The following is a 22,082-nucleotide window of genomic DNA, read 5'->3' as shown; positions in this document are numbered from 1 at the left end:
CAACACTTTCGCGGGGCGACGGCGCGTTGACAGGCTGGACCCGCCTTGCGACCACGCCGGCATGCCGGCCTACGATTTCACCGCTCCGCGCCTCTACGTCGCGGCCGACCTCGCCGAGGGCACGCGCCTGCCACTCGATCGGGCGCAGGCGAACTATCTCCTGAACGTTCTGCGTCGGGGGCCGGACGATCCGGTGCTGGTCTTCAATGGCCGAGACGGGGAGTGGCGTGCCCATCTGGTCCAGACCGGGCGTAAGGGCGCCGATCTGCACGTCGCCGCACAGACCCGCCCGCAGCCCGCGGCCGCCGATCTGCAGTACCTGTTCGCTCCACTGAAGAGCGCGCGCCTCGACTACCTCGCCCAGAAGGCGGTTGAGATGGGGGCCGGCACGATCCGCCCGGTGATCACCCGTTACACGCAGGGTGACCGGGTCAACATGGACCGGCTGCGGGCCAACGCCGTCGAGGCCGCCGAGCAGTGCGGCATCCTGGCGATCCCCGATTGCCCGGCGCCCGAACGGCTCCCCGTGGTTCTCGCGGGCTTCGATCCGGCACGGCTCCTCGTGTTCTGCGACGAGGATGCGCCGGTGTGCGATCCGGTCCGGGCGCTGGCAGGCGCGGCCGATCCGCAGGCGCCGCCGCCGCTCGCCGTGCTGGTCGGGCCGGAGGGGGGCTTCTCCGAGGAGGAGCGGGCTTCGATCCGGGCCCGGCCGAATACGGTCGCGCTCTCCCTGGGTCCGCGGATCCTGCGGGCCGACACCGCCGCGGTCGCCGTCCTCACCCTGGTCCAGGCCGTACTCGGCGACGCGCGGTAACGTGGTGACCCGCGGCCTTTGATGTGTGCCCGCGCACATCGGGGTGCGATGGCGGCCGATTGTTTCCGGAGATCGGACGTGCCGACCCGCGTCAGTCCACGGCGCCGCGTTGTGGGTTTTGGGCGGCTCGACTATGTGCGTGAACGGACGCCGCCTGCGCCGCGCGCTCGGCGGGGTCGGGGGCGGGTGTCCGCCCGGACCCCGTTCGCGAGAGGGGGGAACCGGACGGACCCGCTGGATCAACCCGGCGCGTTCATTCCAGGCTCAGGTCAGACGCACGGACGGGTAGCGCATGGCGCGCGACAGCAACGACAGCACGCCGCTCACCTCGCGTGCCGAACTGATCGAATGGTTCGCGGCGGGCGAGAAGCCGCGCGCGCGGTTCGCCATCGGGACCGAGCACGAGAAGATTCCCTTTTACCGGGAGAGCCGGGCGCCCGTACCGTATGATGGGGAGCGGGGCATCAAGGCCCTGCTGGAGGGGCTCGCCCGGGAGACCGGCTGGGAGCCGATCCTCGACCTCGGCAACATCATCGGCCTGGCTGCGGAGGAAGGTGGAGCGATCTCGATCGAGCCCGGTGGCCAGTTCGAGCTCTCCGGGGCCGCGCTGCCGGACGTCCACGCCACGGCGTCCGAACTCGCGACCCATCTCGCGGCCACGAAGCGTGTGGCCGACCCCCTGGGCATTGGCTTCCTGACGCTGGGCATGAGCCCGAAATGGCGCCGGGACGAGACCCCGGTGATGCCCAAGAGCCGCTACAAGATCATGGCCTCCTACATGCCGAAGGTCGGCTCCCTCGGCCTCGACATGATGCTGCGCACCGCCACCGTGCAGGTGAACCTCGATTTCGCCTCCGAGGCCGACATGGTGCGCAAGATGCGCGCGTCCCTCGCGCTGCAGCCGGTGGCGACCGCGCTCTTCGCCAATTCGCCGTTCACCGACGGACGGCCGAACGGCTTCCTGTCCCGCCGCTCCGAGATCTGGCGCGACACCGACGGCGACCGCACCGGCATGCTGCCCTTCGCGTTCGAGGCCGGGTTCGGCTACGAGGCCTATGTCGACTGGCTGCTCGACATGCCGATGTATTTCGTCAAGCGCGGAGACATCTATCATGACGTGTCGGGCGCCTCGTTCCGCGACCTGATGGCCGGGACGTTGCCGCAGCTTCCGGGCGAGTACGCGACGGTGGCGGATTGGGCGAACCACGCCTCGACCGCCTTTCCCGAGGTGCGGCTCAAGCGCTTTCTGGAGATGCGCGGGGCGGATGTCGGTGATCCCGGGATGATCGCCGCGCAGGCCGCCTTCTGGACTGGGCTGCTCTACGACGAATCAGCCCTCGACGCCGCACTGGACCTCGTGAAGGGCTGGAACTCGGCGAACCGTGAGGCCGCCCGGGCCACCGCGCCCCGGCTTGGCCTCGCGACCCCGGTGGCGAACACGACCCTCGGTGCGGTCGCCGCCGAGGCCCTGGCCATCGCCCGTTACGGGCTGCGCGCCCGTGGTCGCCGCGATGCCGAAGGGCGGGATGAGACCGTCTTCCTCCAGCCGCTCGAAGCCATCGTGGCGGCCGGTCGGACCCGGGCCGATGATCTGCTCGCCGACTACGAGGGGCGTTGGGGCTCCTGCGTGCGTGCCGCCTTCGCGGAATGCATCTTTTGAGACGCCGCTGACGGACGGTCTCAGCGCGCGCGCGACTCAGTGTACGGTCATGCTATGGAAGAATTCCGAAGCACCCGCGCCGTGCACAGGAGTCCGTTTCATGTCGCGTTTCACCGCCGCTCTCGCAGGAGCGGCCGTTCTGGTCTGTAGCGCCAGTATCGGCTTTGCCGCGGATCCGGCGCAATACCGGTCGCAGGCGGATCTCGGGCGGCGCGTACCTGGGCCGACCCGGCCGCCCTTCTACAGCTATTATGGCGAATACCAGTACCCGGTGCCATTCGGGTACGGATACTCTTTCGCGCCGACCCGCTCGCACGGCTTCGAGTACGGTTATTACGGGCCGCGCTACGCATGGTCGGATCCGGATTGGTATGACGGCCCAGCCTTCAGTCATCCCGAATGGTAAGGGCCGCTGGCCCGCCGGCTCCCTCATCCGGTAAGAGCCACCCGGCAGGGGAGCTCGCTGCGTGGATGAACCGGACGACGTCGTTCTCGATCTCAGCGGCCTGAAATGCCCGCTGCCGGTGCTACGAACCCGCAAGGCCTTGCGCCGGCTCGCCGCCGGCCAGTCCCTGGTGGTCACCTGCACCGACCCGCTGGCGCTGATCGACATCCCCAACCTCGTGCGCGAGGAGGGGGCGCGTCTGGACCTGGCGGAACGGCACGGTGATCGCCTGCGCTTCCGCATCGCGCGTTCCGCGATGCCGCCGCATTCCTGAACGATCTGTCACGGTTTCCAGGGGTGGGATGGGACCGGCATGGCACCACGGATCGGGGGCGTGCGCCTCGTGCACGACGGCTGGGCCCGCTACCTCGTGGCCGAGGTCATCCAGGCGGACGGGACCCGCATCACGCGGGAGATCGAGGATCACGGCCGGGCGGTCGCGGTCCTGCCCTACGATCCGGATCGGCGGGTCGCCACCCTGGTCTCGCAGTTCCGGGCACCGATCCTCTATTGCGACGGTCCGCCGACCCACATGGAGGTTCCGGCGGGCCTGCTCGACGAGGGGGCGGCTGAGGACGAAGCCAGGCGCGAAGCCATGGAAGAGACGGGCCTGCGTTTGGGCCAGCTCGACTTCGTGGCCGGCGCATGGTCGATGCCGGGGATTTCCACCGAGCGGATGGACCTGTTCCTGGCCGCCTATGGGGCGGCCGACCGTACCGGCACCGGCGGCGGCTTGGCTGCGGAGGGCGAGGCGCTGACAGTCCACGAACTCCCGCTGCGGGAACTGGCCGCGATGGGCCGCGACGGGCGGCTCAACGACATGAAGTCGCTCGTCCTCCTGTACGCGCTGCAACTGCGGCGCCCCGATCTGTTCTGACGCGCCCGCGGCTCGCCCCGGCGCGCAGAGGTGAACACGCGTTCCGGAGCCCGTATTCAGGCCCCGTGACGAGACGGGTCCCTTCCAGTCCCCCCCTCATCCACCAGCCGCCCCCGGGCGACGATGCCGAGGAAGCGCCAGGACTTGATGAAGTAGCGGCGGAACAGCCGTCGCGGTGCCTGCAGGAACCGGAAGATCCATTCGAGGCCGAGGCGCTGCATCAGGCCCGGCGCCCGCATCAGGTAGCCCGCCGCCACGTTCAAGGCGTCGCCGACGCAGAACACCACCGGGTCGCCCAGCGCGGACCGGTGCCGGTCGATCCAGACCTCGGATTTCGGCGCCCCTACGCCCATCACCAGCAGGGTCGTTCCGTGCGCGCGGATCCGTTCCGCCAGGGCCCGACTGTAGTCCCGATCGGTCTCGAAGCCGAAGGGCGGGACGGCGCTCGCCACAGCCCCCTCCGGCAGGCCCTCGGCACGCAGCCGGGCCGTCAGCGCATCGGCTGCGTCCGGGCGGGCCGAAACCAGGAAGATCCGCCGGGCAAAGGGGGGCGGGTCGGCCAGCACGCAGGCCAGGAGGTCGTGGCCCGTGACCCGATGGACCGGCCGGCGGCAGACCGCCCGCGCCAGCCAGACCAAGGGCATCCCGTCGAGGGTCCGGGCGGCCGCGCGGTCGTAGGCGCCCCGGAAGGCCGCGTCGGCGCTGAGCTGCACGATATGATCGACATTCGCCGTCACGATCATCCGGAGCCCCTCGTCCCGCCGGGCCGCCACTGCCGCCACGATGGATTCGGCGCTGCCGGTGCTGAAGCGCAGGCCGAACAGCTCGACGGTCGCGCCTGGCAGGGCGGAGCCAGGGAGCAGGGGGGTGGGCAACCGGACGGGGCGCACCTCCCGGGGAAGCGGATCTGCCGCTTTCAGGTCGAGTCGGATCTGCCCGAGATCACGCATCGGCGGCTCGGAAGCTTGCGCCCGGACGAACGGCGGCCCGCTGCGAACGGCGACGGTCGCTGTCGGCACCGAGAGCCAGGGCGATGCCACCACCGAGCAGCAGGCCGAGCACCAGGGCGAGCGGCAGGACGATCTTCGGCGAGGGTGGGAATGTCCTCTGCCGGGCCGGCGTGGCGGCCGAGATGATCCGCACGTTGGTGGTGTTGAGCCGCTCCTGCTCGCTCGCCTCGCGGGCCCGCTTCAGATAGGCCTCGTAGACCCCCCGGCGGGCTTCGAGCGTCCGCTCCAGCTCCCGCAGGCCGACATAGGCCCGATCGCTGGAAACGGTCTCGGTCTTGACCCGGTCGAGATTGGCCCGGATCGCCGCCTCGCTGGCGGCCGCCCGGTCGTAATCCTTCTGGGTCGTGTCGATGATCCGCTCCTTCTCCCGTTGGATCAGGCGCTGAAGGTCGCGTTGCTGGGCATATTGCTCGGCCATGGCCGGGTGGCGCTCGCCGAGTCGGGTCGCGAGCTCGGCGGTGTTGCGGGAGAGCGTGGCGTATTGCTGACGCAGCGCCTGCATCTCCAGGGACTGCAGCATCTCGGGCAGGGCCGTGCTCGGATCCGAGGAGCGCATCTTGCGCGCCTGATCGAGCCGCGCCTTCGCCTCCGCGGTCTTGATCGATGCGGTGACGAGCTGCTGGTTCAGGTCGCCGAGCTGCTGGTCGGTGAGCAGCCGCCCGCTCGAGGCCACGAGCTTGTGATCCTCGCGGTAGCGCACGACCGCGCCCTCCGCCTGTTCGACATCCCGCTTCAAGCTGGCGAGGCGCCCGGCCAGGGCGTCCGAGGCGCGGCGGGCCGTGTCGGTCCGGGCCGCGCCTTCCTCTGCGAAATAAGCGTCGCCGATGGCATTGGCGATCTGCGCGGCCTTTTCGGGATCGCGGGACTGCACGGAGACGTCGATCACGAAGGTCCGCTCGGCCCGGCGGACGCTGAGTCGGTTCTGGAGCGTGTCGAGGGCGATGTTGATCGGGTTCCGGCTTCCGGGCGGGGGCAGCATGCCGAGCGCGCCCTTGATCCAGTTGACCGTCGCGTTGTTGCCGTCCGGCAGCACGAACTCGTCGTCCTGATCGAGGTGCAGCCGCGCGATCACGCGGCGCAGGACGTTGTCGGACTGGATCACCCGCACTTGGCTCTCGGCGATCGAGACACCGCTATCGGCCTGGGGCTGGCGGGCGTTCACGTCGTTCTCCACGACCCGCAGGTCGCTCGGATCGACGAGGATCTGGATGCTTGAGGTGTAGCGTGGCGGGATCAGACCGAGCACCGCCACGGCGACCGCGACCATGAACAGGGTGCTCAGCGCGATGAAGCTGCGGCCGCGCCACAGCCGCCGCAAGATGACTTTGGGGTCGTTTCGGGGCGTGACCTCCGGAAGTACAATCCGGACGGGTTGCTCACCACTTATTCGTGTCGAGAAGTCGAACATACGCCTCGCTCCCTGACTTTCTGGGACGGATCAATCGCCCACCGTCCCCGTCGCCAGTTCCCGTTTTGACCAGCTTCGTGCCGATTCGAAACAGGTCCCCGCCGTGGGCAGTGTCTTGGAGGATATGTCAGCAATCGGCGTACCGCCAAAGTACTCTCGCCTTGAGCCGACCTCCGCGACTGACGACCCGCAGATGTTCGGTCTAGGGAGATCGGCAACTGTCACCACTTTAAGGCGAGAAAAGTCGTGGCCCGGTCGCAGACTACGTACAGCACTCAGGGATGGGGCGGCGCTGACACGATCGTGTCCGGGTGGCCGTACGCGTTCGGGTCGCCCGCCAGGAAGCGGCGGAACCGGATACCGTCTTCGGCCGCCGCGGCGTTCCAGCGAGACACGTTGTCCCGGCTCGCGACGGCCGCACGAGCCAGAGTGTCTGCGGAGAGCCATGCCGCCAGTTCGCGTGCGGCCGCGTCCGGCTCCCCTGGTCGGATCAGCAGACCGGATCGGCCGAGCACTTCGCGGAACACCGGATCGTCCGGCGCCACCACCGGCAGGCCGCCGTGCTGGACCTCCAGCAGCGGCAGGCCGAGCCCCTCCGCCTTCGAGGTCGAAAGCAGCATATGGCACGACGCCGCCAGGCTGCGCAGGTCGGCGTCCGACCGGTAGCCGTGCCGATGCAGGAAGGGCGGCGGATCGTCCAGGAACGCGTGCCGGCCCCAGCCGACGCGGCCGACGAGGTGCAGTTCCGCCGGTACGCCGGCCCGGATCAAGGCCACGGTCAGGGCGAGGGCGGCCGGGTAGTTTTTCCGCGGTTCGATGGTCCCGATGGCGAGGATGCGCAGCGTGTCGCCCGGCCCGTAGGGCGCTGGCCCCGGCAGATCGCCGAGGCCGAACGCGTCGCGCACGGGCGGCCGCAGCAGGGCGACCCGGGCTCCGGGTGCGCAGACCGCGCGCACGGCTTCGCCGGTGGTCCGACTGTTGACGAACAAGTTCGGGCACCACCGCAGAGCCATCGCGAAGCTCGGGCTCATGTAGAGCCGGCTGCGCAGGCTCAAATCCTCCGGCCGGGTGAGCAGGAAGGTGTCGTGCACGTAGAGCAGGCAGCGCTCGGCCGCCAGGGCGCAGAGCGGGCCCGGTGGGAACCCCGGGAACAGGAACAACGCATCGCGATCGCGCAACGCGCGCAGGGGCAGGGCGAGGTGCTGTGCCGCGATCATCCCGGGGAGCGATCCGCTGGTGATCGCCCGCACCGCATGCGGTTCGAGTTTATCCGGGGCGAACAGGTCGAGGGTCACCCGCTCGATCCCGGTGACGTGGCCGCGCAGATGGGTCTGATCGAGATAGATCTGCCGGATTCGCCCGGCGGGTGTATCGGGGCGCGATGTCACGCGAGGCTCCGGCGAAGGCGCCCCGCGAGGTAGAGGCAGCGGCGCACGAGGAGGGGCATCCGACGCCCGAGTACCTTCTGCTTGGCCTGCCGCAGACGCCGCACGAGGGGTCGCGAGGCTGTCGGCACGGTCCCGATCGCACCGGCCATCCGTACGGCCGCGAACGGGAAGTGGCCGAGTATCGCGGGATCGAAGCGCGGCCGTGCCGCCGCAGCCCGGAGGCCATGCCGCCGGAAGACGGCGTCCAGCGAGAGGGCGGCGGCGGCCGGGCTGAAGCGGCTTTCCAAGGCGATTCGCGCGAAGGCGCCGAGGCGGGCGCGCGTCACCGGATCGGCGACCAGCTCGATGAGGGCCTCCGCGAGGGCGCCGGGCCTTACGGGCACGAGGCGGCCCGACACGCCGTCGATCACCGAGGAGGTCAAGCCGGATGTGCGGTAGGCCAGGGTCGGCACGCCGCACAGGCCCGCCTCGATCGGCGTCTGCCCGAGGGTCTCGTGGCGGCTCGCGGTGACGTGGAGATCGCAGGCGCCGTACCACGCAGCCAGCGTGTCCTCGTCGGCGATCAGCCCAGGCGCGAACAGGTTGGCAATTCCGAGCCTTGCGGGATCGTCGAGCCGGCCGATCGCCACGACGCCCACGCCCGGCCGCGCGACGGCGTGGAGGGCGGCCCGCAGATCGTCAAACCCCTTGTCGGGACCGTCGACGATCACGGCGGAGATCAGGATCAGCACGTCGTTGGCCGGGAGCTCCAACCGGCGGCGCAAAGCCGCGCGGTCGCCCGGGCGGAACACGGCGGTCGGGAAGGCGAGCCGAATCGAATCCGCTGCGGTGCCGGGGGGCGCAAGGTCCCGGGCGCGTGCCAGCGTCCAGTCGGAATTGGCGAGCAGCCAGGGACCCGCGGGACCGGATAGGGTCGCGCGTTTGCGCGCGTGCATCCCGGCGATCCGGCGGGGGGCCAGCTGCGGGTACTCGTCGGGACCCGGACAGGCGGCGTCGCAGCCGATGGCGGCGCGGCCGCAATCCCGCGGATGGCAGCACCGGCCGGTCAGCGGAAACAGGTCGTGCAGCACGAGGGCGACCGGGCCACGCCGGCAGAGGCGGTCGATCACGTCGAGGCTGCGGGTCGCGCCGTGCAGGTTGCCGGCCAGGACGAGGTCGGGGGCTGCGGCCGCAATCGCCGCCTCGGCCTGCGGGAAGGCATCGGTCCACTCGGCCGCCTCGGGGCGGTCGCTCAGCGTGACCGGGGTCATCCGATGGCCCGCGAGGGCAAGCGCCCCGGCGAGGCGCCGCTGCGCCACGCCGGCCCCGCCCTGCGTGCCGAGCCCGGTGAGGGAGACGATGGACAGACCCGGCGACGGCGCCGGGTTCGACATGGTCCGGTGCAAGAGTACCGGCCGGCCGATGGTCCGGCGTCCCTCCTCCGGGATCGCCGACCACGCCGCCCCTGCGTCCAGCATCCCGTCGACATCGCGGGGGATGCCCGAACCGAGGCGTTTCAGCGCCCACAGGATCGCCCCGCCGGGGAACGTGCGATCCCTCGGATCCGCCGTGGAGGCGGGGCCATCGAGGCACAGAACCGTCGTATCGAACAGGACGCGCAGGCCCGCCACCGCGGCGGCCCCCGTCAGCTCCGCTTCCAGCGCCAGGGCGATCAGCGCGCCGGGGGCGAGGAGATCGCCGGCGTCAAGCTGGAGCAGCAGGTCGAGGCCCGGATCCGCCAGGATCCGCGCGACAGACGATAACCCGTCGGCGGGCGCCACGATGTCATGGCGCAACTCGGGATAGTTCTGGCGCAGGACCGATGCGATAGTCGCGCCGAGCCCCGCATCGGATCGGACCACGGTGACGATGCGGATCCGGGGCCAGGGCCGCCCATCCGGCAGCGAGACGGGCCGGGCTAGACCGGTGTCGGTCGTGCCGAATGGCCAGCCGGCGATGCCATGGGCAGGCGGCGATGGGTCTGGGACGGGGGACAAGGCGGCTCGGGCGGCTCGGGCATCGTGTGCAACTGCACCCTGGACGCGAAAGCTGAAGATTGCCTCTCGCGGTTCCGCCCCGATCCATCCGTCAGCCGCCCACGCGGATCCGCGCAGGGCCCGCCTTCATCCGGCCGATCCGGGCCGCCGCCTGCGGCAGCAGAGGCAGGGCGTCGGTCTCGAGCCGGAGGGTCAGTCCGGCGCCCCGGGCGAGTTCGAGGCAGAGGATGCCGAAGCCGGCAACGTCGGTGAGCGCATGCACGGCGGGCTCCGCGGCCAGCTCAGGATCGATCCGGTACAGCAGGGTGGTGGCGGCGCCGTCGCGGTAGCCGGCGGCGTCCAGCCCTTCGTGCTTGATCGCCGCCGAGTCGACGTCGACCCCCAGCGCCTGGTCAGGATGACGGCGTCGCTGGCCAGCGCGTCGGCGTTGCGTCACACCGCCTCCCGGCGGCAGGTGCCGATCACCGCGAGCCCGTCGATCGGCTCGGGCGTGCCGATCGCGTGTCCGCCCGCCACCGGAATGCCGGCTTCGACGCAGATTTCGGCGCCGCCCCGGAGGATCCGGGCCACCACCTCGGGATCAATCTTGCCGAGCCGCATGCCGAGGATGGCGAGCGCCAGGATCGGCCGGCCGCCCATGGCGTCGACGTCGGAGATGGCGTTCGTCGTCGCGATGCACCCGAAATCGACCGGATCGTTCACCTCCGGGATGAAGAAGTCCGTCGTGGCGATCACGCAGGTGCAGTCGTCGAGTTCCCAGACCGCGGCATCGTCCGAGGTCTCGTTCGCGACGAGCCGCCGCTCGAACGGGCCGGCAGCTGGCTGCGACGCCAGAAGCTGCCGAAGGACCGCCGGACCGAGCTTGCAGACGCAGCCGCCACTATGGGCGAGGCTCGACCGGTCGGGCATCGGTCGTGACGGGTCTCCGGTCCGGATGGCACGGGATCCCGTCAGTAGCGCGTCGTCACCGGATTGAGCCAGTCCGGTGAGGCCACCACGATGGCGGACCCCGCGCGCTTGTCGAGCCCGCTCAGCACCAGCAGGCCGAATACGATCAGCAGAGCGCCCAAACCGGCCTTCGCGGTCCGGCCGGCCGCCGCGATCCCGCCCCGCCAGCGCATCAGCGCCTCCCGGGAGGCGAAGCCCAGCAGCGTCAGCGGCAAGGCGGCGCCGATCCCAAAGGCCAGCATCGTTAGGGCGACGCTGCCGAGATGCTCGCCGCGCGCCGCCATCAGCGAGGCCGCGCCGAGGGTCGGGCTGACGCAGGGGCTCCAGGCAGCGCCGAGGAGCAGGCCCACGGCGAACTGGCCGGTGAGGCCCTTCGGGCCGTCGCCGCCGAAGCGCTCCTCAACCCAGGCCCCCACCGGACTTGCCGCGATCGCGACCCCGGCCTGGAGCCGCGGGAGAATCAGCACGATCCCAACGCCAACCATCAGGATCGCGCCGGCGGCCCGGAACACGTCGTCCTCCAGGCCGATCGCGAAACCCATGGTTGCAACGAACAGACCGATGACCGTGAAGGCGATCGCAAGCCCCGCCGCCAGCGCCAGCGGTCCAAGCCGATGCTCCGCCGCCGCCGTGCTGAGAACGATCGGCACGAGCGGCAGCACGCAGGGCGACAGCACCGACAGGAGCCCGGCCAGGAACGCGAAAGTCACCGTCCCGAGCATCGCCCAGGTCCTCCGAGGATCGTGATGGTTGGCGACGGGCTTTGCCGGCACCGGATGCGCCGTCCACGGGCGCGCGCGTCACGGTTTCGCGGGAACTCCGCCGTAGGCTTGGCGCTTCGCGTTCGGGCGGCAGCGGAGCCGAACGGTGACCATCTTCTTTACGGGCGACACGCATTTCGGCGATTCCCGCGCCCTGCGCTTCGACCACAGGCCCTATCCAGACCTCGACAGCCACGATGCTGGCTTGATCGCGGCCTGGAACGACACCGTGTCACCCGGCGACACCGTCTGGCACCTCGGGGATTTCGCCCTTGGCCCGAACGGTGCTCGGATCCGCGAGATCCTCGATGGCCTCAACGGTGAGAAGCACCTGATCGTCGGCAACAACGATGGTCCCGACACGTTGTCGGCACCCGGCTGGGCTTCGGTAAGCCATTACGCGGAATTCCCCGTCGAGGGCCGGATGGTGGTGCTCTGCCACTACGCCTTCCGCACGTGGAACGGCATGAGCAAAGGCGCGCTCAACCTCCATGGGCACAGCCACGGCAAGCTGAAGCCGCTGCCCAAGCAATATGATGTCGGGGTCGATCCGATGGGCCCGGCGCCGGTCGCGCTCCCCGCAATCCTCACGTCCCGCTTGCGGGGGAAGCGCTGATTTCGGCCGGAACCTTCACCACAGCTTCACCGTTTTTGCCCACAGAGAAGGGGCGGTCCTGCGCTGCCCCGGGAAACCCGGCAGCGCCCGTGCGGCTTGCCCTGCAACATGTGCGTGAGTGTACCCGTGAGAGCCAGTTCGGCTACTCTGCTTCGCTGCCTCGCCGGCCTGCTGGCCAGCCTCGCCCTGACCTCCTCGGCCCTGGCTCTGCCAGCCTGCCTGGAGGCCCAGCGCAAGGTCGATGAGGCCAATGCCCTGCGCTTCCAGGCACGCCAGGAAGCGCGGCTCGGCAACCACGACCGCGTCTGCGACACGCTCGACGAAGTCGGCGACCGCTACGACGATGCCCGCGACGCATTCGAACGATGCGGCGAGGGAGTCCTGGCGATCGACCTGCGAAGCGAACTGCGCGGCCTGCGGATCGCCAAGAAAATCAACCGCTGCGACTGACCGGGTGCGCCACCGCACCTCGATCTGCCCGCTCTCGCAGCAACGTCCCGTCATGCGCGACGCGTGTCGCCCTCAAGGTTTTGCGCCGATGACCCCCGTGACCCTGTCGACCGATCTCGAGACCTCCGTTGTCCGGACCGGTCCGTCCTTCGCCGCCGCCCTGTGCGGCTTCGTCAGCACCACCGTCGCGACGACGATGCTGCTGGTGCTGATCGGCGCGCTGTGATCACGGCGAGACCGACCAGAACCGCTGGCGGTTGAACAGGATTTCCTGGGCTGCGCCCTTTGGTGCCGCCTCCGGACGCCGGCCGCAATCGGGCTCCGGCATCTTGGGCGCTGCGGCGAGGGCCATGGGCGGCAAGACCGGTTTCAGGCCCAGGCGCGCTTGAACTTCCGGTTGCCGCGCCGCCGCGATGGTCAACACGCCGGCGATGAGAGCGCCGGCCACGGTTCCGAGAAAGAAATTCAACATCGTCGACGCGATCCGGGGCCGGCACCTGAGGCCATACTGCGTGGTCGTTGTCCAACCCGGCGTTATCATGGCCGACCCGACGCACACGCAGTCTTAACTCCTGATCTGCGACAGCTATGGGCAAGCCTGCCCTGCCGGCAGGATTGATGCCGGGGTCCGCACCGCCGATGAACACCGCTGCCAATGCTTACGCCAGAACCGCCCACAGCACGCTGACGCCCCGCGAAGCTGAATCTCAACTCCTGCTCAAGGCTGCGCAACGCCTGATCGGCGCGAGCCAAGCGCTCGTGGCGGGCGAGAGCGCGCGCCCCATCAACGAGGCGTTGACGTACAACCAGCGCGTCTGGACCCTGCTGAGCGCGGAGGCCACCGCCGATCAGAACCCGCTTCCCGCCGACGTGAAGCAGGGTGTCGGGCGTCTCGGCGCGTTCGTGCTGCAGAGCTGCCTCGATACGATGATCGCGCCGACGCCGGAAAAGATCGCCACGCTGGTCTCGATCAACAACCACGTCGCCGCCGGTCTGCAGGGCAATCCCGGCTGAGCGGAACGCGGCTTCTACGGTGCCTCCGCGGTCGCCGGGTGTCCGGTCTCGGGCATCCGCTCCGCGGTCTCCCACTCAACCAGTTTGCGACTCAGCTTGAGCGCCCGATAGAATTCGCCGGCCTCAACCCGTTCGGCGATGGCCGCGACCTGCGGCGCGGCCGCCGGGACGTGCCGGATCAGGTCGGTGGCTTGGCGGAAGAACAGGTCGATTCCCTGCGCCGGATCATCCGCCAAGTAGATCACCGTCAGCGTCAGGTGGAGCTGCTTGCAGGCGGTATCGGCCTCGCTCTCCGTGATGATCTCGCTCTCGCGCAGGAACTTGCACTGCGTCTCGACCAAGAAGGTCGAGCGACGCTCCCCGTTGCGCAGCAGGGCGCCGTTGATGATCAGCCGCTCGTAGGGCTTGAGTTCCAGACGCAGGGGCATCGCGCGCTGTCCTTTCTGGAGCGCTGCCCGCCGAAGACGCTCGGAACCCGGCGGGGGCGCGTCGAAGCAATGGCTTGAGGCCTCTCCCTCGTGGGACCGGCTCGGGGGAAGAGCCGTTCTGATTGGCCAACCGTTAATGTTTCGCAAATTTCGATGCGCTCGGCCGCGCCCTGTCGGAGGCTGGCCGGCGTCGGTCGGGTCGTCGAAACGGGACCCGGACTCCGCGTGAGGTACCTGCGCGTCGGCCAGTGAGCCGGTTCTGGAACCTGAGGATACGCCCGTCGATCGCCGCGAGCCCTCCGGCAATCAGAGCTATGCCGATGACGTGTCGGGGATCGAGGCGCTCGCCCAGGACAAGGACGCCGAGACCGGGATCAGGAAGGTGACGAGGGCGATATTGGTCGCACCCGCCGTCGCCGGGATTCGGAAGAACACGAGGTAGGCGAGCGCCGTCGAGAGCAGCGCGGCGCCGAGCACGGCGCACCACACGGTCGGGCCGGGTATCGGCAGGGTCCAGGGTTCGTCGACCACCAGCGCGATGGGCAGGATCGGCAGCGTGGATGCGGTGACCTGCCCGGTCGCCACCGTCAGCGGCGGAATGGCCATCAGCCGGAAACACCGGCCGAAGATGCTGGCGCCGGCATACGACAGCGCGGCTCGTCCACGATCGTGAGATGAGCCATCACGACGGTGAAAAGCGGCGTCGTGGCGTTGAGGATCGCCGCAAGTCCCAAGGCGATCTGCGTCTGGCCCCAGACGATGAGGCTGAACGGCACGGCGTTGTTCAGACAGCCCATGCCCAGGAAGGCTGCCAAGACCGAACGGCCGCGCGAAAAGTCGGCTCCGCGCGCCGCCAGGACTAGATTGAGCGCGACGGCCGCGAGCCCGACTCGCAGGGCCACCAGGGTGAAGGGCGGCAGGGCGGCGAGCGCCACGTGGGTGACGAAGAACGAGCCGCTCCAGAGGATCGAGAGGCCGACGAGCATGGCCCATTCGGAAGCCGTCATCCGGGGTGTTTCGGTCGCGGCCATGGCGAATCTCCGATCGGATCGGAGCTGAGACCCGGCCGATCGGAGGTGCAACGTTCTTCCTGTTCTCGAATCCTCGCGACGGAACCCCTCGGGATTGGCCACCGAGGGGTGGTCCTCAACGGCGTTCCCGATCCCGGCGCCGGGCGGGATCCGCGCCGGCGCCGTGCCGTGGCTCAGTCGCAGGATTCTTTCTTCACCGTCTTGGAGTCGCCCATGTCGTTCTCCTTGCGCACCGTCTTGGTGACGCAGCCATCGCCATGATCATGGACGGTGACCGACTTCGACTCGGAGGCCGGGCGGTCGACGACGACGGCGGGCCGGTCGCGCTCGATGACGGTGGTCTGAGCCTGCGCAGAGGCGCAGACGCTCAATAGAGCGGCGGTGGCGAGCAGTGCAGTGCGCATTCTGAAACTCCAGTACCGAAATTCGGCACCGAGTAACGGCAATCGCAGCTTAAGCGTTCCGCCTATTCAGGCAGCCCTGGGACGGACCGAACCCGTAAACAACTTGGCTCGGTCCGCGCGCCGTTCGGCATGAGGGACAGCCGGAGCGACGGCTCCATTGAGGCCGGCGCGGGGCCCGGCGCAAGTCCGCGGAAACTACCTGCGCCGCGGCCGATGACCCGTTTCAGCCGCCCGTCATCGGCGGGAAAAAGGCGATTTCCCGGGCGCCCGTGATCGTCGCATCCGGCTTGGCATGGACCCGGTCGATGGCGGCGCGCACCACGCCGGGATTCTCGAAGGCGTGGATGTATTCCTCACCGCGACCGCGAAGCCACGTCACCAGATCGGCCACGGTGGCGACCGCCGCCGGCGGCGTCAGCTCCTCCTCGGGCCGGCCGATCCGCTCGCGGACCCAGGCAAAATAGACGAGCTTCATCGGATCACATCTCAGCGCGGGTCGTCGATGACGTGCTTGATCCCAGCCCGCATATAGTCCCAGCCGGTCCAGATCGTGAGCGCGGCGGCGAGCCACAGCAGCGCGATGCCGATTTGCTCCGTCCCCGGCAACACCGTCTCGCCAGCTGGCCCCGCCACGAGGAAGCCCAGGGCCACGAGCTGAACGGTCGTCTTCCATTTCGCGATCTTGCTCACCGGCACGCCGACCTTCAGCTCCGCCAGATATTCCCGCAGGCCAGAGACCAGCACCTCGCGGCACAGGATCACGATCGCGGCCCAGACGCTGGAGCCCACGATCGTATGGTCGGCCGCCAGCATCAGCAGGCAAGCCGAGACCAGGAGCTTGTCGGCGATCGGATCGAGCATCCGGCCGAGCGCCGAACTCTGGTGGTATGTACGTGCGACATACCCGTCCAGGTAGTCTGTGATCGCGGCCGCCACGAATACCCCCAGCGCCGTCCACCGGGCGGTGTGGGATTCAGGCCAGAACAGCAGCGCGACCATCACCGGCACCGCGACGAGGCGCCCGTAAGTCAGGCAGTTCGCGAGCGTCCAGGCCGGCGACCGTCGTCGGGGAAGGACGGCGTTCATCGCCGCGGTGAAATCAGAGCGCGGCGCGGGCGTCAACGCCTCAGTGTCCGGCTCAGGCACGGCGGCGGGGGTCTCAGGCGCCGGCATGGAAGAAGTCGTAGACCGCCCGCGCGGTGGCTGCGTTCACGCCCGGCGTCTTGGCCAGGTCCTCGAAAGCCGCGCGCTCGATCGCCTTGACGGTTCCGAAATGGTGCAGCAGCGCGCGCTTGCGGCTCGGGCCGATGCCGGCGATCTCGTCCAGGGGATTCTTCACCATCTCTCGCTTGCGCTTGGCCCGGTGGCTCCCGATGGCGAAGCGGTGGGCCTCGTCGCGGAGTCGCTGCACGAAGTAGAGCGTTGGGTCGCGCGGCGGAAGCTTAAAGGGTGGCCGGCCGGGGACGAAAAAGGTCTCGCGTCCGGCATCCCGGTCCCGACCCTTGGCGACACCGACCAGGGGCACGTCCGTCACGCCGACCGCATCAAGGGCGGCCCGTGCGGCGTCGAGCTGGCCCTTGCCGCCGTCGATCAGCACGAGGTCGGGCCAGGCCGGGAAGGCTTCACTCTCCTCAGGAGGGGCTGGAACGGGCTCGGGCGCACCGCCCTCCGCGGCGGCAACTTCGGCCTCCCGGGCGGTGCGCGGCGCCTCCTTCACCAGCCGCTTGAAGCGGCGTTGCAGCACCTCGCGCATCATGCCGTAATCGTCCCCCGGGGTGAGCTCCTCGGACTTGATGTTGAACGTGCGGTAATGCGTCTTCATGAAGCCCGTGGGGCCGGCGACGATCATCCCGCCGACCGCGTTCGTGCCCATGATGTGCGAGTTGTCGTAGACCTCGATCCGGCGAGGCGCTTTCTCCATGCCGAAGGCCTGGCCCAGGGCCGTCAGTAGCTTGCCCTGGGAGGCGGTGTCGGCAAGCCGCCGGGCGAGGGCCTCCTTGGCGTTGCGCTGCGCGTAGTCGACGAGATTCTTGCGCTCGCCCCGGATCGGCCGGTGGATCTCGACGCGGTAATCGACCCGGCTCGACAGGGCCGCGGCCACGAGTTCGGCGTCCTCGATCGCGTGGCTGGTCAGGACCGTGCGGGGTGCCGGTTTGTCGTCGTAGAATTGGCCGATGAACGAGCCCAGCACCTCGTCGGCCGTCATGGTCCGATCTGCCTTGGGGAAGTAGGCCCGGTTGCCCCAGTTCTGGAAGTTCCGGAAGAAGAACACCTCGATGCAGAACTGGCCAGCCTGGTCGTCGAGGGCGAACACGTCGGCCTCCTCAACGCCCTGGGTGTTGACGCCCTGCACCCCCTGGATCGCCGAGAGCGCGGCGATCCGGTCCCGGTAGCGGGCGGCGCGTTCGAATTCCAGGGCCTCTGAAGCCTCCTGCATCTCGGCCCGCATCCGATCCTTCACCGCGTTGGACTTGCCGGCGAGGAACGCCCGGGCCGAGTCCGCCATGGCGGCATAATCCTCCTGGGCGATCTCGCCCGTGCAGGGGCCGGAGCAGCGCTTGATCTGGTAGAGCAGGCAGGGCCGGGTGCGGTTCTCGTAGTAGCTGTCGGTGCAGGTGCGCAGCAGGAAGGCGCGCTGCAGGGCGTTCACCGTCCGGTTGACGGCCCAGACGCTGGCGAAGGGCCCGTAATAATTGCCCTTCCGGCGCCGGGCGCCGCGATGCTTGACGATCTGCGGGGCAGGGCCGTCGGCGGTGACCAGGATGTAGGGGAACGACTTGTCGTCCCGCATCAGAACGTTGAAGCGGGGCTTCAGCTGCTTGATCAGGTTGGCTTCGAGCAGCAGCGCCTCGGTCTCGGTCGCGGTGGTGACGAACTCCATCGCCGCCGTCTGCGAGATCATCCGGGCGATGCGATTCGAATGCGCTTGGCCCCGCGCATAGGAACCGACTCGGGCCTTCAGGTTCTTGGCCTTGCCGACATAGAGGACGTCGCCGCGATGGTCGAACATCCGGTACACGCCGGGCGAGAGCGGCAGGGTCGACCAGAAGCGGCGGATCACTTCGGTGCCGGCCTCGACGGCACCCGGCTCGAAGTCGAAGTCGATCTCGGCCGCCGTGTCCTCCGGCAGCGGGGCCTCGGTCTCGTCGGCGGGTTCCTCCCGCTCGGCGTCGCGGCCGTCGTCGAACGTATCGGGGGGCAGGTCTGAAAGGGCTCTGCGGCTCATCCGACAGATTTAAGCCTTCCCGCCCCCGAGGGGGACGGGGGCGGCGAATAAATTTGGCCCGTCGCCCGGCGGACGCCGAATCAGTCGAACAGCGAGTCGATGTCGCTCTGGTCGACGTGGCCGATATCGTGGTCGAGCTTCGGTCCGTTGAGCAGGCTGCTCTCGTCGTCCAACGAACTCGGCGCCGATGGCATCACGGAGATCAGCTCCTTGAAGCTGTCCAGCTCAGACCACGTGTCGATGAGCCGGTCGAGGTGCTCCTCGATGAACTTCATCACGCCGACGATCTTGTTGATCCGCTGGCCGGTCAGGTCCTGGAAATTGCAGGCCTCGTAGGCTGAGATCACCCGTTCGAGGATCACGTCGACGTGCTGCTTCATGCCCGGCGGCAGCGTCGCCGCGTTGAGCATGCCGGCATGGGTCTCGATCTCCTCGACCGCGCCGAGCAGCTGCGTCGTGGCCCGCTCGGTCGAATCGACCACGGCGTCGAGTTCGTCGGCGGCCCGGCGCATGCCCTTACCGGTGTACTCGGTGCGGTGGAGGGTCGCCAGCTCCGACTTGGTGCGGGTGATGGCTTCCTTCATCACGTCGAGCTCGGTGCGCATGGCCAGCGCCTCGTGCAGGTCGCGCCGGCACGCCTCGATCGTCTCGCTGGCACTCATCTGCGTGATGCGGCGCAGATCCTGGATGGCGGAAAAAATCTCCTCCAGGCGCTCACTCGAGGCGGGAACGGCCGAGGGCGGCGCTGCTGCGGGAAGCCCGAGGCTGTCTTCGATGCGGTAGCGCTTCTGAGTCATCATCCGGGACGTCGACGTTCGGGGAGCCTGTTCGCGAGTGTCTAACATATCGGTTGACGGACTGTGACTGCCAAGCTCGCCCGAGGCCGTCCAGGGGACACCCGTTCGATGGGGATTTTTGCCAGAGCGGCAGCGCGGACACTTTACCGCGGATTCACGGTGTCAGCCCCCGGCAGGGGAGGGACGGTCCGAGGGACAAGATTCACCACGTTCGTTCACCCGATTCGGTGGAAATCGGCGCGATCGTTCCAGCGCCGGGGTCCGACATCCCGGTTCGGGAGCGGGTTGCGATGCGGGGTTCAATCGGACTGTGTCTCTGGGCGGCGACCGTTGTCGCGCTTGGCAGCGGACCCGCACAGGCGCAGCAGGCGCGCTACAGCGAGGGTGGCTATGGCGGCGGCCTGATCGAATATCTGGTCACCGGCAACGCCGGACGCGACGGCCGCAGCTGGCCGCAGCGCGCCCCGGAGCCCCAGCGCATGAGGACGCCGCAGCGCGTCGAGGCCTATACGGGTGAATTGCTCCCGGCCGAGCCGGACCCCGCGCCGGTCTACGCGGCGCCGGCCCAACCCTATGGCGCAGTGCAGGCCGCCTATGGCGCTGCTCAAGCCGATCCCGGCCGCATCACCCGCACGGTGGCGGCCGAGTATCAGCGTCAGGAGGTGGTGTTCACCGGACGGCAGAGGCCCGGAACCATCGTCATCGACACCACAGGCAAGCACCTCTACCTCGTGCAGCCCGGCCAGCGCGCGCTGCGCTACGGCATCGGGGTCGGCCGACCGGGCTTCGCCTGGAGTGGTCTGAAAACCGTCAGCCGCAAGGCCGAGTGGCCGGACTGGACGCCGCCGGCCGAGATGCTGGCCCGCCGTCCCGACCTGCCGCGCCACATGGCGGGCGGGCCGGCCAATCCGCTCGGCGCCCGTGCGCTCTATCTCGGCTCCTCGCTGTATCGGATCCACGGAACCAACGAACCGGGCACGATCGGCCAATCGGTCTCGTCGGGCTGCATCCGAATGATGAACGACGACGTCGTCGATCTCTATGAGCGCGTTCCTGTCGGGACACGCGTCGAGGTGCTGTGACGCGCGCGTAAGCGGTTTTTTTGTCGGTCGAAGAGGGGGGGGGGGGGCGCCTGGACCCCCCTCCGGCTGCATTTGTGCGGCGCGATCCGAAACGTCGCGACGTGGAAACAGGTGCCCACGAGCCATTACAGACGCGAATTGCCACTCCGGCCACTTGAGGGATCGCAGACAGGGGACTTCAACTCCGTAAGGTGGCCCCGACCCGGTTTTCACCAAACTCAGCCAACTTTCCGGTGACGCGCCACCTCCGGATTCAGGACCACGCCGAAGCCCGGCCTGTCGAGGGCAGAAGCTGCCATGCAGCCATTCACCGGCACGGGTTCGTTGGAGAGCCGCGGCGTGAAGGCCGGCCGTACTGCGTCGGCATTCAACGTCGTCATGACGATCTCGGTAAACGGACTGTCATGCCGGGCCATGACGCACTGGTCGCTGTAGACGGCGGATCTGCGCGGAACCATGAGAGCCGTGGGTATCGGCGAGCCATGGGGCCTTGATCAGGTCCGTGACGGCGCGACACCAATTCACGACGGGTTGGACGATGTCGGAGCGTCTGATCTGCAGCACCATGCGGAAGCTCAAGCGAGCCGCCTCGTGCGCGCCGGCGGTGACGAGCATCCCTTTCAAAAGGCTGCGGTGAAGCTGAGCATAGCCTCAGCTATCGTCGGGCGAGAGGCGCTCCTTCACCCGGTTGGGCCCGTATTCATGTGCCTTCCGGGCGAACTTGATGGCGTCCTTGAGGTCTGAACTCATCCAGCAATCGTACATGAGCCCGAGATCGTCGCTGACCTTGTTGCGCCCGTCCCCGAGCCAAGCCGGGCGTCTTTTCACGGCCTCCTCGGCGAGGCGGTGCCGGATCGACAGCTTGCCCCCGACGAAGGCCATTTCCTGGGCGATGCGGTGGGGGCGCCCCCTTGGTGTGAAGGGACAGCTCGTCCCACACAGGGCCGCCAACCATAACACCGAGGATGTCGCCACCGAAGCCGCGACGCCGAGTCCGGCGATGGCGCGGATGGCGGTCGCTTAGCCGCGCCATCGCCGAAGGCCGCGGCCCAGCGGCGGAGCCAGTCTGTCACGGTGAGTGCGCAGACCCACGGGATCGCCGAGATGCATCCGACTCCCAGGTCGACCCTTTGCCCGAGAAGCTGCGCCACCGGCGTCGGTCGATCGACGACACCGCAGATGCTCATCCGGACGTGCAAACAGATCAGCGCGAGCTGCAGCAGCCGGTCGTTGCACAACGCCGTGACGAGGTGGCCGGGCCCGTGCACTTCTTGTGCTGCTCCTCGGTGCGGATCGCGCGGGGAGCAACGGCTTTGCGTCCGCTAGCGGCCGTCCTCGGTACCATGGTCGGAGTGGAGATAGCCGCAGACGCCCACGCCTGCGGCGAGCAGCCCCTGTTCTTGCCGGAACCTCACGCCGGCGCAGGCTATTATGATCGCCCGCGGCCTCCGCAATGCGCTGAAGGCCCACATGGTCACCATCGGGGACGACGCGGTGGTCCCTGCCGCCGATCTGTCAGACCGCGACATCGCCGGACGCGTCCTGTCCGACAGGGCGATCGCCTGAATGTAAGATTTTAAAACAAGAAAACACCCCAGAAGCGGGGGCTCCCAGGGTGCTGCCGATCGAGCGGCCAGTTTGATCAGGCTGGAGATGCGAAGGTCAGCCGGACGGCTGCTCTTCGGCGGCGGAGAGCGATGAGGAGGACCAACGACCCCGCGCTCGCCGCCGCATCTCCCGGCACGGA

General features: G+C 69.0%; 25 protein-coding genes and 2 pseudogenes. 11 read left to right on the top strand and 16 right to left on the bottom strand.

What is annotated here, in order from left to right; genetic code table 11:
* Positions 1-61: 61 nt before the first annotated feature.
* The 5 genes from MKK88_RS12730 to MKK88_RS12710 all read left to right on the top strand — a co-directional run bounded on the left by MKK88_RS12730 (position 62) and on the right by MKK88_RS12710 (position 3,796).
* Positions 62-814, top strand: a complete 753-nt coding sequence (locus MKK88_RS12730) for a 16S rRNA (uracil(1498)-N(3))-methyltransferase (RefSeq protein WP_244000187.1) — start codon at positions 62-64, stop codon at positions 812-814.
* A gap of 292 nt (positions 815-1,106) precedes the next feature.
* A complete protein-coding gene (locus tag MKK88_RS12725) occupies positions 1,107-2,474 on the top strand; it encodes a glutamate--cysteine ligase (protein ID WP_244000185.1) in 1,368 nt (455 codons plus the stop codon).
* A 100-nt stretch (positions 2,475-2,574) separates the two neighbouring features.
* Entirely contained in the window at positions 2,575-2,880 is a 306-nt protein-coding gene (locus MKK88_RS12720; protein WP_244000183.1) for a hypothetical protein, read from the top strand.
* 61 nt (positions 2,881-2,941) lie between these two features.
* A complete protein-coding gene (locus MKK88_RS12715; protein WP_244000181.1) occupies positions 2,942-3,193 on the top strand; it encodes a sulfurtransferase TusA family protein in 252 nt (83 codons plus the stop codon).
* A gap of 39 nt (positions 3,194-3,232) precedes the next feature.
* A complete protein-coding gene (locus MKK88_RS12710) occupies positions 3,233-3,796 on the top strand; it encodes an NUDIX domain-containing protein (protein ID WP_244000179.1) in 564 nt (187 codons plus the stop codon).
* A 56-nt stretch (positions 3,797-3,852) separates the two neighbouring features.
* Here the strand turns inward: MKK88_RS12710 and MKK88_RS12705 are convergent, their stop codons facing one another.
* The 6 genes and pseudogenes from MKK88_RS12705 to MKK88_RS12680 form a co-directional block, all read right to left on the bottom strand.
* A complete protein-coding gene (locus MKK88_RS12705; RefSeq protein WP_244000177.1) occupies positions 3,853-4,746 on the bottom strand; it encodes a WecB/TagA/CpsF family glycosyltransferase in 894 nt (297 codons plus the stop codon).
* Positions 4,739-6,124, bottom strand: a complete 1,386-nt coding sequence (locus MKK88_RS12700) for a GumC family protein (RefSeq protein WP_244000176.1) — start codon at positions 6,122-6,124, stop codon at positions 4,739-4,741. Before MKK88_RS12700 ends, MKK88_RS12705 begins: the two co-directional genes overlap by 8 nt.
* 365 nt (positions 6,125-6,489) lie before the next feature.
* Positions 6,490-7,602 (bottom strand): glycosyltransferase, encoded by a 1,113-nt coding sequence (locus tag MKK88_RS12695; RefSeq protein WP_244000174.1) that lies wholly within the window; start codon positions 7,600-7,602, stop codon positions 6,490-6,492.
* Positions 7,599-9,578, bottom strand: a complete 1,980-nt coding sequence (locus MKK88_RS12690; protein WP_244000172.1) for a glycosyltransferase — start codon at positions 9,576-9,578, stop codon at positions 7,599-7,601. Before MKK88_RS12690 ends, MKK88_RS12695 begins: the two co-directional genes overlap by 4 nt.
* A 148-nt stretch (positions 9,579-9,726) precedes the next feature.
* Positions 9,727-10,487: pseudogene (selD, locus tag MKK88_RS12685) on the bottom strand (selenide, water dikinase SelD); the annotation flags it as partial.
* A gap of 41 nt (positions 10,488-10,528) precedes the next feature.
* Positions 10,529-11,248: a cytochrome c biogenesis CcdA family protein gene (locus MKK88_RS12680; protein ID WP_244000170.1), complete on the bottom strand. Its 720-nt coding sequence runs from the start codon at positions 11,246-11,248 to the stop codon at positions 10,529-10,531.
* Positions 11,249-11,393: 145 nt separating this feature from the next.
* Here MKK88_RS12680 and MKK88_RS12675 point away from each other — a divergent pair, with 145 nt between their 5' ends.
* From MKK88_RS12675 to MKK88_RS12665, 3 genes are all read left to right on the top strand, one after another.
* Complete coding sequence (locus MKK88_RS12675) at positions 11,394-11,903, top strand: metallophosphoesterase (RefSeq protein ID WP_244000168.1); 510 nt, start codon at positions 11,394-11,396, stop codon at positions 11,901-11,903.
* Positions 11,904-12,029: 126 nt separating this feature from the next.
* Entirely contained in the window at positions 12,030-12,353 is a 324-nt protein-coding gene (locus MKK88_RS12670) for a hypothetical protein (RefSeq protein WP_244000166.1), read from the top strand.
* An 88-nt stretch (positions 12,354-12,441) separates the two neighbouring features.
* The gene (locus MKK88_RS12665; RefSeq protein ID WP_244000164.1) at positions 12,442-12,579 is read left to right on the top strand and encodes a hypothetical protein; all 138 of its coding nucleotides are present in this window, start codon (positions 12,442-12,444) and stop codon (positions 12,577-12,579) included.
* Here the strand turns inward: MKK88_RS12665 and MKK88_RS12660 are convergent, their stop codons facing one another.
* Positions 12,580-12,825, bottom strand: a complete 246-nt coding sequence (locus MKK88_RS12660) for a hypothetical protein (RefSeq protein WP_244000162.1) — start codon at positions 12,823-12,825, stop codon at positions 12,580-12,582. It lies immediately after the preceding gene.
* 167 nt (positions 12,826-12,992) lie between these two features.
* Here MKK88_RS12660 and flaF point away from each other — a divergent pair, with 167 nt between their 5' ends.
* Positions 12,993-13,367 carry a flagellar biosynthesis regulator FlaF gene (flaF, locus tag MKK88_RS12655; protein ID WP_244000160.1) on the top strand — a complete coding sequence of 125 codons (375 nt, stop codon included), beginning with the start codon at positions 12,993-12,995 and terminating at the stop codon, positions 13,365-13,367.
* A gap of 14 nt (positions 13,368-13,381) precedes the next feature.
* On the opposite strand, the gene MKK88_RS12650 is transcribed toward flaF, so the two are convergent.
* The 7 genes and pseudogenes from MKK88_RS12650 to MKK88_RS12620 all read right to left on the bottom strand — a co-directional run bounded on the left by MKK88_RS12650 (position 13,382) and on the right by MKK88_RS12620 (position 19,253).
* Positions 13,382-13,795 carry a flagellar biosynthesis repressor FlbT gene (locus tag MKK88_RS12650; RefSeq protein ID WP_244000158.1) on the bottom strand — a complete coding sequence of 138 codons (414 nt, stop codon included), beginning with the start codon at positions 13,793-13,795 and terminating at the stop codon, positions 13,382-13,384.
* 133 nt (positions 13,796-13,928) lie between these two features.
* Positions 13,929-14,826 (bottom strand): annotated as a pseudogene (locus tag MKK88_RS12645) (DMT family transporter).
* Between the two features lie 173 nt (positions 14,827-14,999).
* Positions 15,000-15,230, bottom strand: coding sequence for a hypothetical protein (locus MKK88_RS12640; protein WP_244000156.1), 231 nt, complete (start codon positions 15,228-15,230; stop codon positions 15,000-15,002).
* Positions 15,231-15,453: 223 nt separating this feature from the next.
* Positions 15,454-15,705, bottom strand: coding sequence for a molybdopterin converting factor subunit 1 (gene moaD / locus MKK88_RS12635; RefSeq protein WP_244000154.1), 252 nt, complete (start codon positions 15,703-15,705; stop codon positions 15,454-15,456).
* 11 nt (positions 15,706-15,716) lie between these two features.
* Entirely contained in the window at positions 15,717-16,316 is a 600-nt protein-coding gene (gene pgsA, locus MKK88_RS12630; protein ID WP_244000316.1) for a CDP-diacylglycerol--glycerol-3-phosphate 3-phosphatidyltransferase, read from the bottom strand.
* Positions 16,317-16,389: 73 nt separating this feature from the next.
* A complete protein-coding gene (uvrC, locus tag MKK88_RS12625; protein ID WP_244000152.1) occupies positions 16,390-18,456 on the bottom strand; it encodes an excinuclease ABC subunit UvrC in 2,067 nt (688 codons plus the stop codon).
* 80 nt (positions 18,457-18,536) lie between these two features.
* Positions 18,537-19,253 carry a protein phosphatase CheZ gene (locus MKK88_RS12620; RefSeq protein WP_244000313.1) on the bottom strand — a complete coding sequence of 239 codons (717 nt, stop codon included), beginning with the start codon at positions 19,251-19,253 and terminating at the stop codon, positions 18,537-18,539.
* 290 nt (positions 19,254-19,543) lie between these two features.
* On the opposite strand from MKK88_RS12620, the gene MKK88_RS12615 reads away from it, so the two are divergent.
* Positions 19,544-20,335 carry a L,D-transpeptidase gene (locus MKK88_RS12615; RefSeq protein WP_244000150.1) on the top strand — a complete coding sequence of 264 codons (792 nt, stop codon included), beginning with the start codon at positions 19,544-19,546 and terminating at the stop codon, positions 20,333-20,335.
* Between the two features lie 218 nt (positions 20,336-20,553).
* Here MKK88_RS12615 and MKK88_RS12610 read toward each other — a convergent pair whose 3' ends face one another.
* Together MKK88_RS12610 and MKK88_RS12605 are read right to left on the bottom strand one after the other, a co-directional pair.
* The gene (locus MKK88_RS12610) at positions 20,554-20,715 is read right to left on the bottom strand and encodes a hypothetical protein (protein ID WP_244000149.1); all 162 of its coding nucleotides are present in this window, start codon (positions 20,713-20,715) and stop codon (positions 20,554-20,556) included.
* A 271-nt stretch (positions 20,716-20,986) separates the two neighbouring features.
* Positions 20,987-21,217, bottom strand: a complete 231-nt coding sequence (locus MKK88_RS12605) for a hypothetical protein (RefSeq protein ID WP_244000147.1) — start codon at positions 21,215-21,217, stop codon at positions 20,987-20,989.
* Between the two features lie 549 nt (positions 21,218-21,766).
* On the opposite strand from MKK88_RS12605, the gene MKK88_RS12600 reads away from it, so the two are divergent.
* Positions 21,767-21,901: a hypothetical protein gene (locus MKK88_RS12600; protein ID WP_244000144.1), complete on the top strand. Its 135-nt coding sequence runs from the start codon at positions 21,767-21,769 to the stop codon at positions 21,899-21,901.
* The last annotated feature ends 181 nt before the right edge of the window (positions 21,902-22,082 follow it).

This window comes from Methylobacterium sp. E-005, assembly GCF_022829725.1.
Classification (GTDB): Bacteria; Pseudomonadota; Alphaproteobacteria; order Rhizobiales; family Beijerinckiaceae; genus Methylobacterium.
This window is presented reverse-complemented; position numbering and strand designations above follow the sequence as displayed.

What these genes read in the sequence shown, in the direction of transcription:
- MKK88_RS12615 (WP_244000150.1), top strand. Translation starts at nt 19,544, where the DNA reads ATGCGGGGTTCAATCGGACTGTGTCTCTGGGCGGCGACCGTTGTCGCG.
- MKK88_RS12720 (WP_244000183.1), top strand. Translation starts at nt 2,575, where the DNA reads ATGTCGCGTTTCACCGCCGCTCTCGCAGGAGCGGCCGTTCTGGTCTGT.
- MKK88_RS12665 (WP_244000164.1), top strand. Translation starts at nt 12,442, where the DNA reads ATGACCCCCGTGACCCTGTCGACCGATCTCGAGACCTCCGTTGTCCGG.
- MKK88_RS12680 (WP_244000170.1), bottom strand. Translation starts at nt 11,248, where the DNA reads ATGCTCGGGACGGTGACTTTCGCGTTCCTGGCCGGGCTCCTGTCGGTG.
- pgsA (WP_244000316.1), bottom strand. Translation starts at nt 16,316, where the DNA reads ATGAACGCCGTCCTTCCCCGACGACGGTCGCCGGCCTGGACGCTCGCG.
- MKK88_RS12605 (WP_244000147.1), bottom strand. Translation starts at nt 21,217, where the DNA reads ATGGCCTTCGTCGGGGGCAAGCTGTCGATCCGGCACCGCCTCGCCGAG.
- MKK88_RS12620 (WP_244000313.1), bottom strand. Translation starts at nt 19,253, where the DNA reads ATGACTCAGAAGCGCTACCGCATCGAAGACAGCCTCGGGCTTCCCGCA.
- MKK88_RS12730 (WP_244000187.1), top strand. Translation starts at nt 62, where the DNA reads ATGCCGGCCTACGATTTCACCGCTCCGCGCCTCTACGTCGCGGCCGAC.
- flaF (WP_244000160.1), top strand. Translation starts at nt 12,993, where the DNA reads ATGAACACCGCTGCCAATGCTTACGCCAGAACCGCCCACAGCACGCTG.
- MKK88_RS12600 (WP_244000144.1), top strand. Translation starts at nt 21,767, where the DNA reads ATGATCGCCCGCGGCCTCCGCAATGCGCTGAAGGCCCACATGGTCACC.
- MKK88_RS12725 (WP_244000185.1), top strand. Translation starts at nt 1,107, where the DNA reads ATGGCGCGCGACAGCAACGACAGCACGCCGCTCACCTCGCGTGCCGAA.
- uvrC (WP_244000152.1), bottom strand. Translation starts at nt 18,456, where the DNA reads ATGAGCCGCAGAGCCCTTTCAGACCTGCCCCCCGATACGTTCGACGAC.
- MKK88_RS12705 (WP_244000177.1), bottom strand. Translation starts at nt 4,746, where the DNA reads ATGCGTGATCTCGGGCAGATCCGACTCGACCTGAAAGCGGCAGATCCG.
- moaD (WP_244000154.1), bottom strand. Translation starts at nt 15,705, where the DNA reads ATGAAGCTCGTCTATTTTGCCTGGGTCCGCGAGCGGATCGGCCGGCCC.
- MKK88_RS12660 (WP_244000162.1), bottom strand. Translation starts at nt 12,825, where the DNA reads ATGTTGAATTTCTTTCTCGGAACCGTGGCCGGCGCTCTCATCGCCGGC.
- MKK88_RS12710 (WP_244000179.1), top strand. Translation starts at nt 3,233, where the DNA reads ATGGCACCACGGATCGGGGGCGTGCGCCTCGTGCACGACGGCTGGGCC.
- MKK88_RS12610 (WP_244000149.1), bottom strand. Translation starts at nt 20,715, where the DNA reads ATGACGACGTTGAATGCCGACGCAGTACGGCCGGCCTTCACGCCGCGG.
- MKK88_RS12640 (WP_244000156.1), bottom strand. Translation starts at nt 15,230, where the DNA reads ATGCGCACTGCACTGCTCGCCACCGCCGCTCTATTGAGCGTCTGCGCC.
- MKK88_RS12650 (WP_244000158.1), bottom strand. Translation starts at nt 13,795, where the DNA reads ATGCCCCTGCGTCTGGAACTCAAGCCCTACGAGCGGCTGATCATCAAC.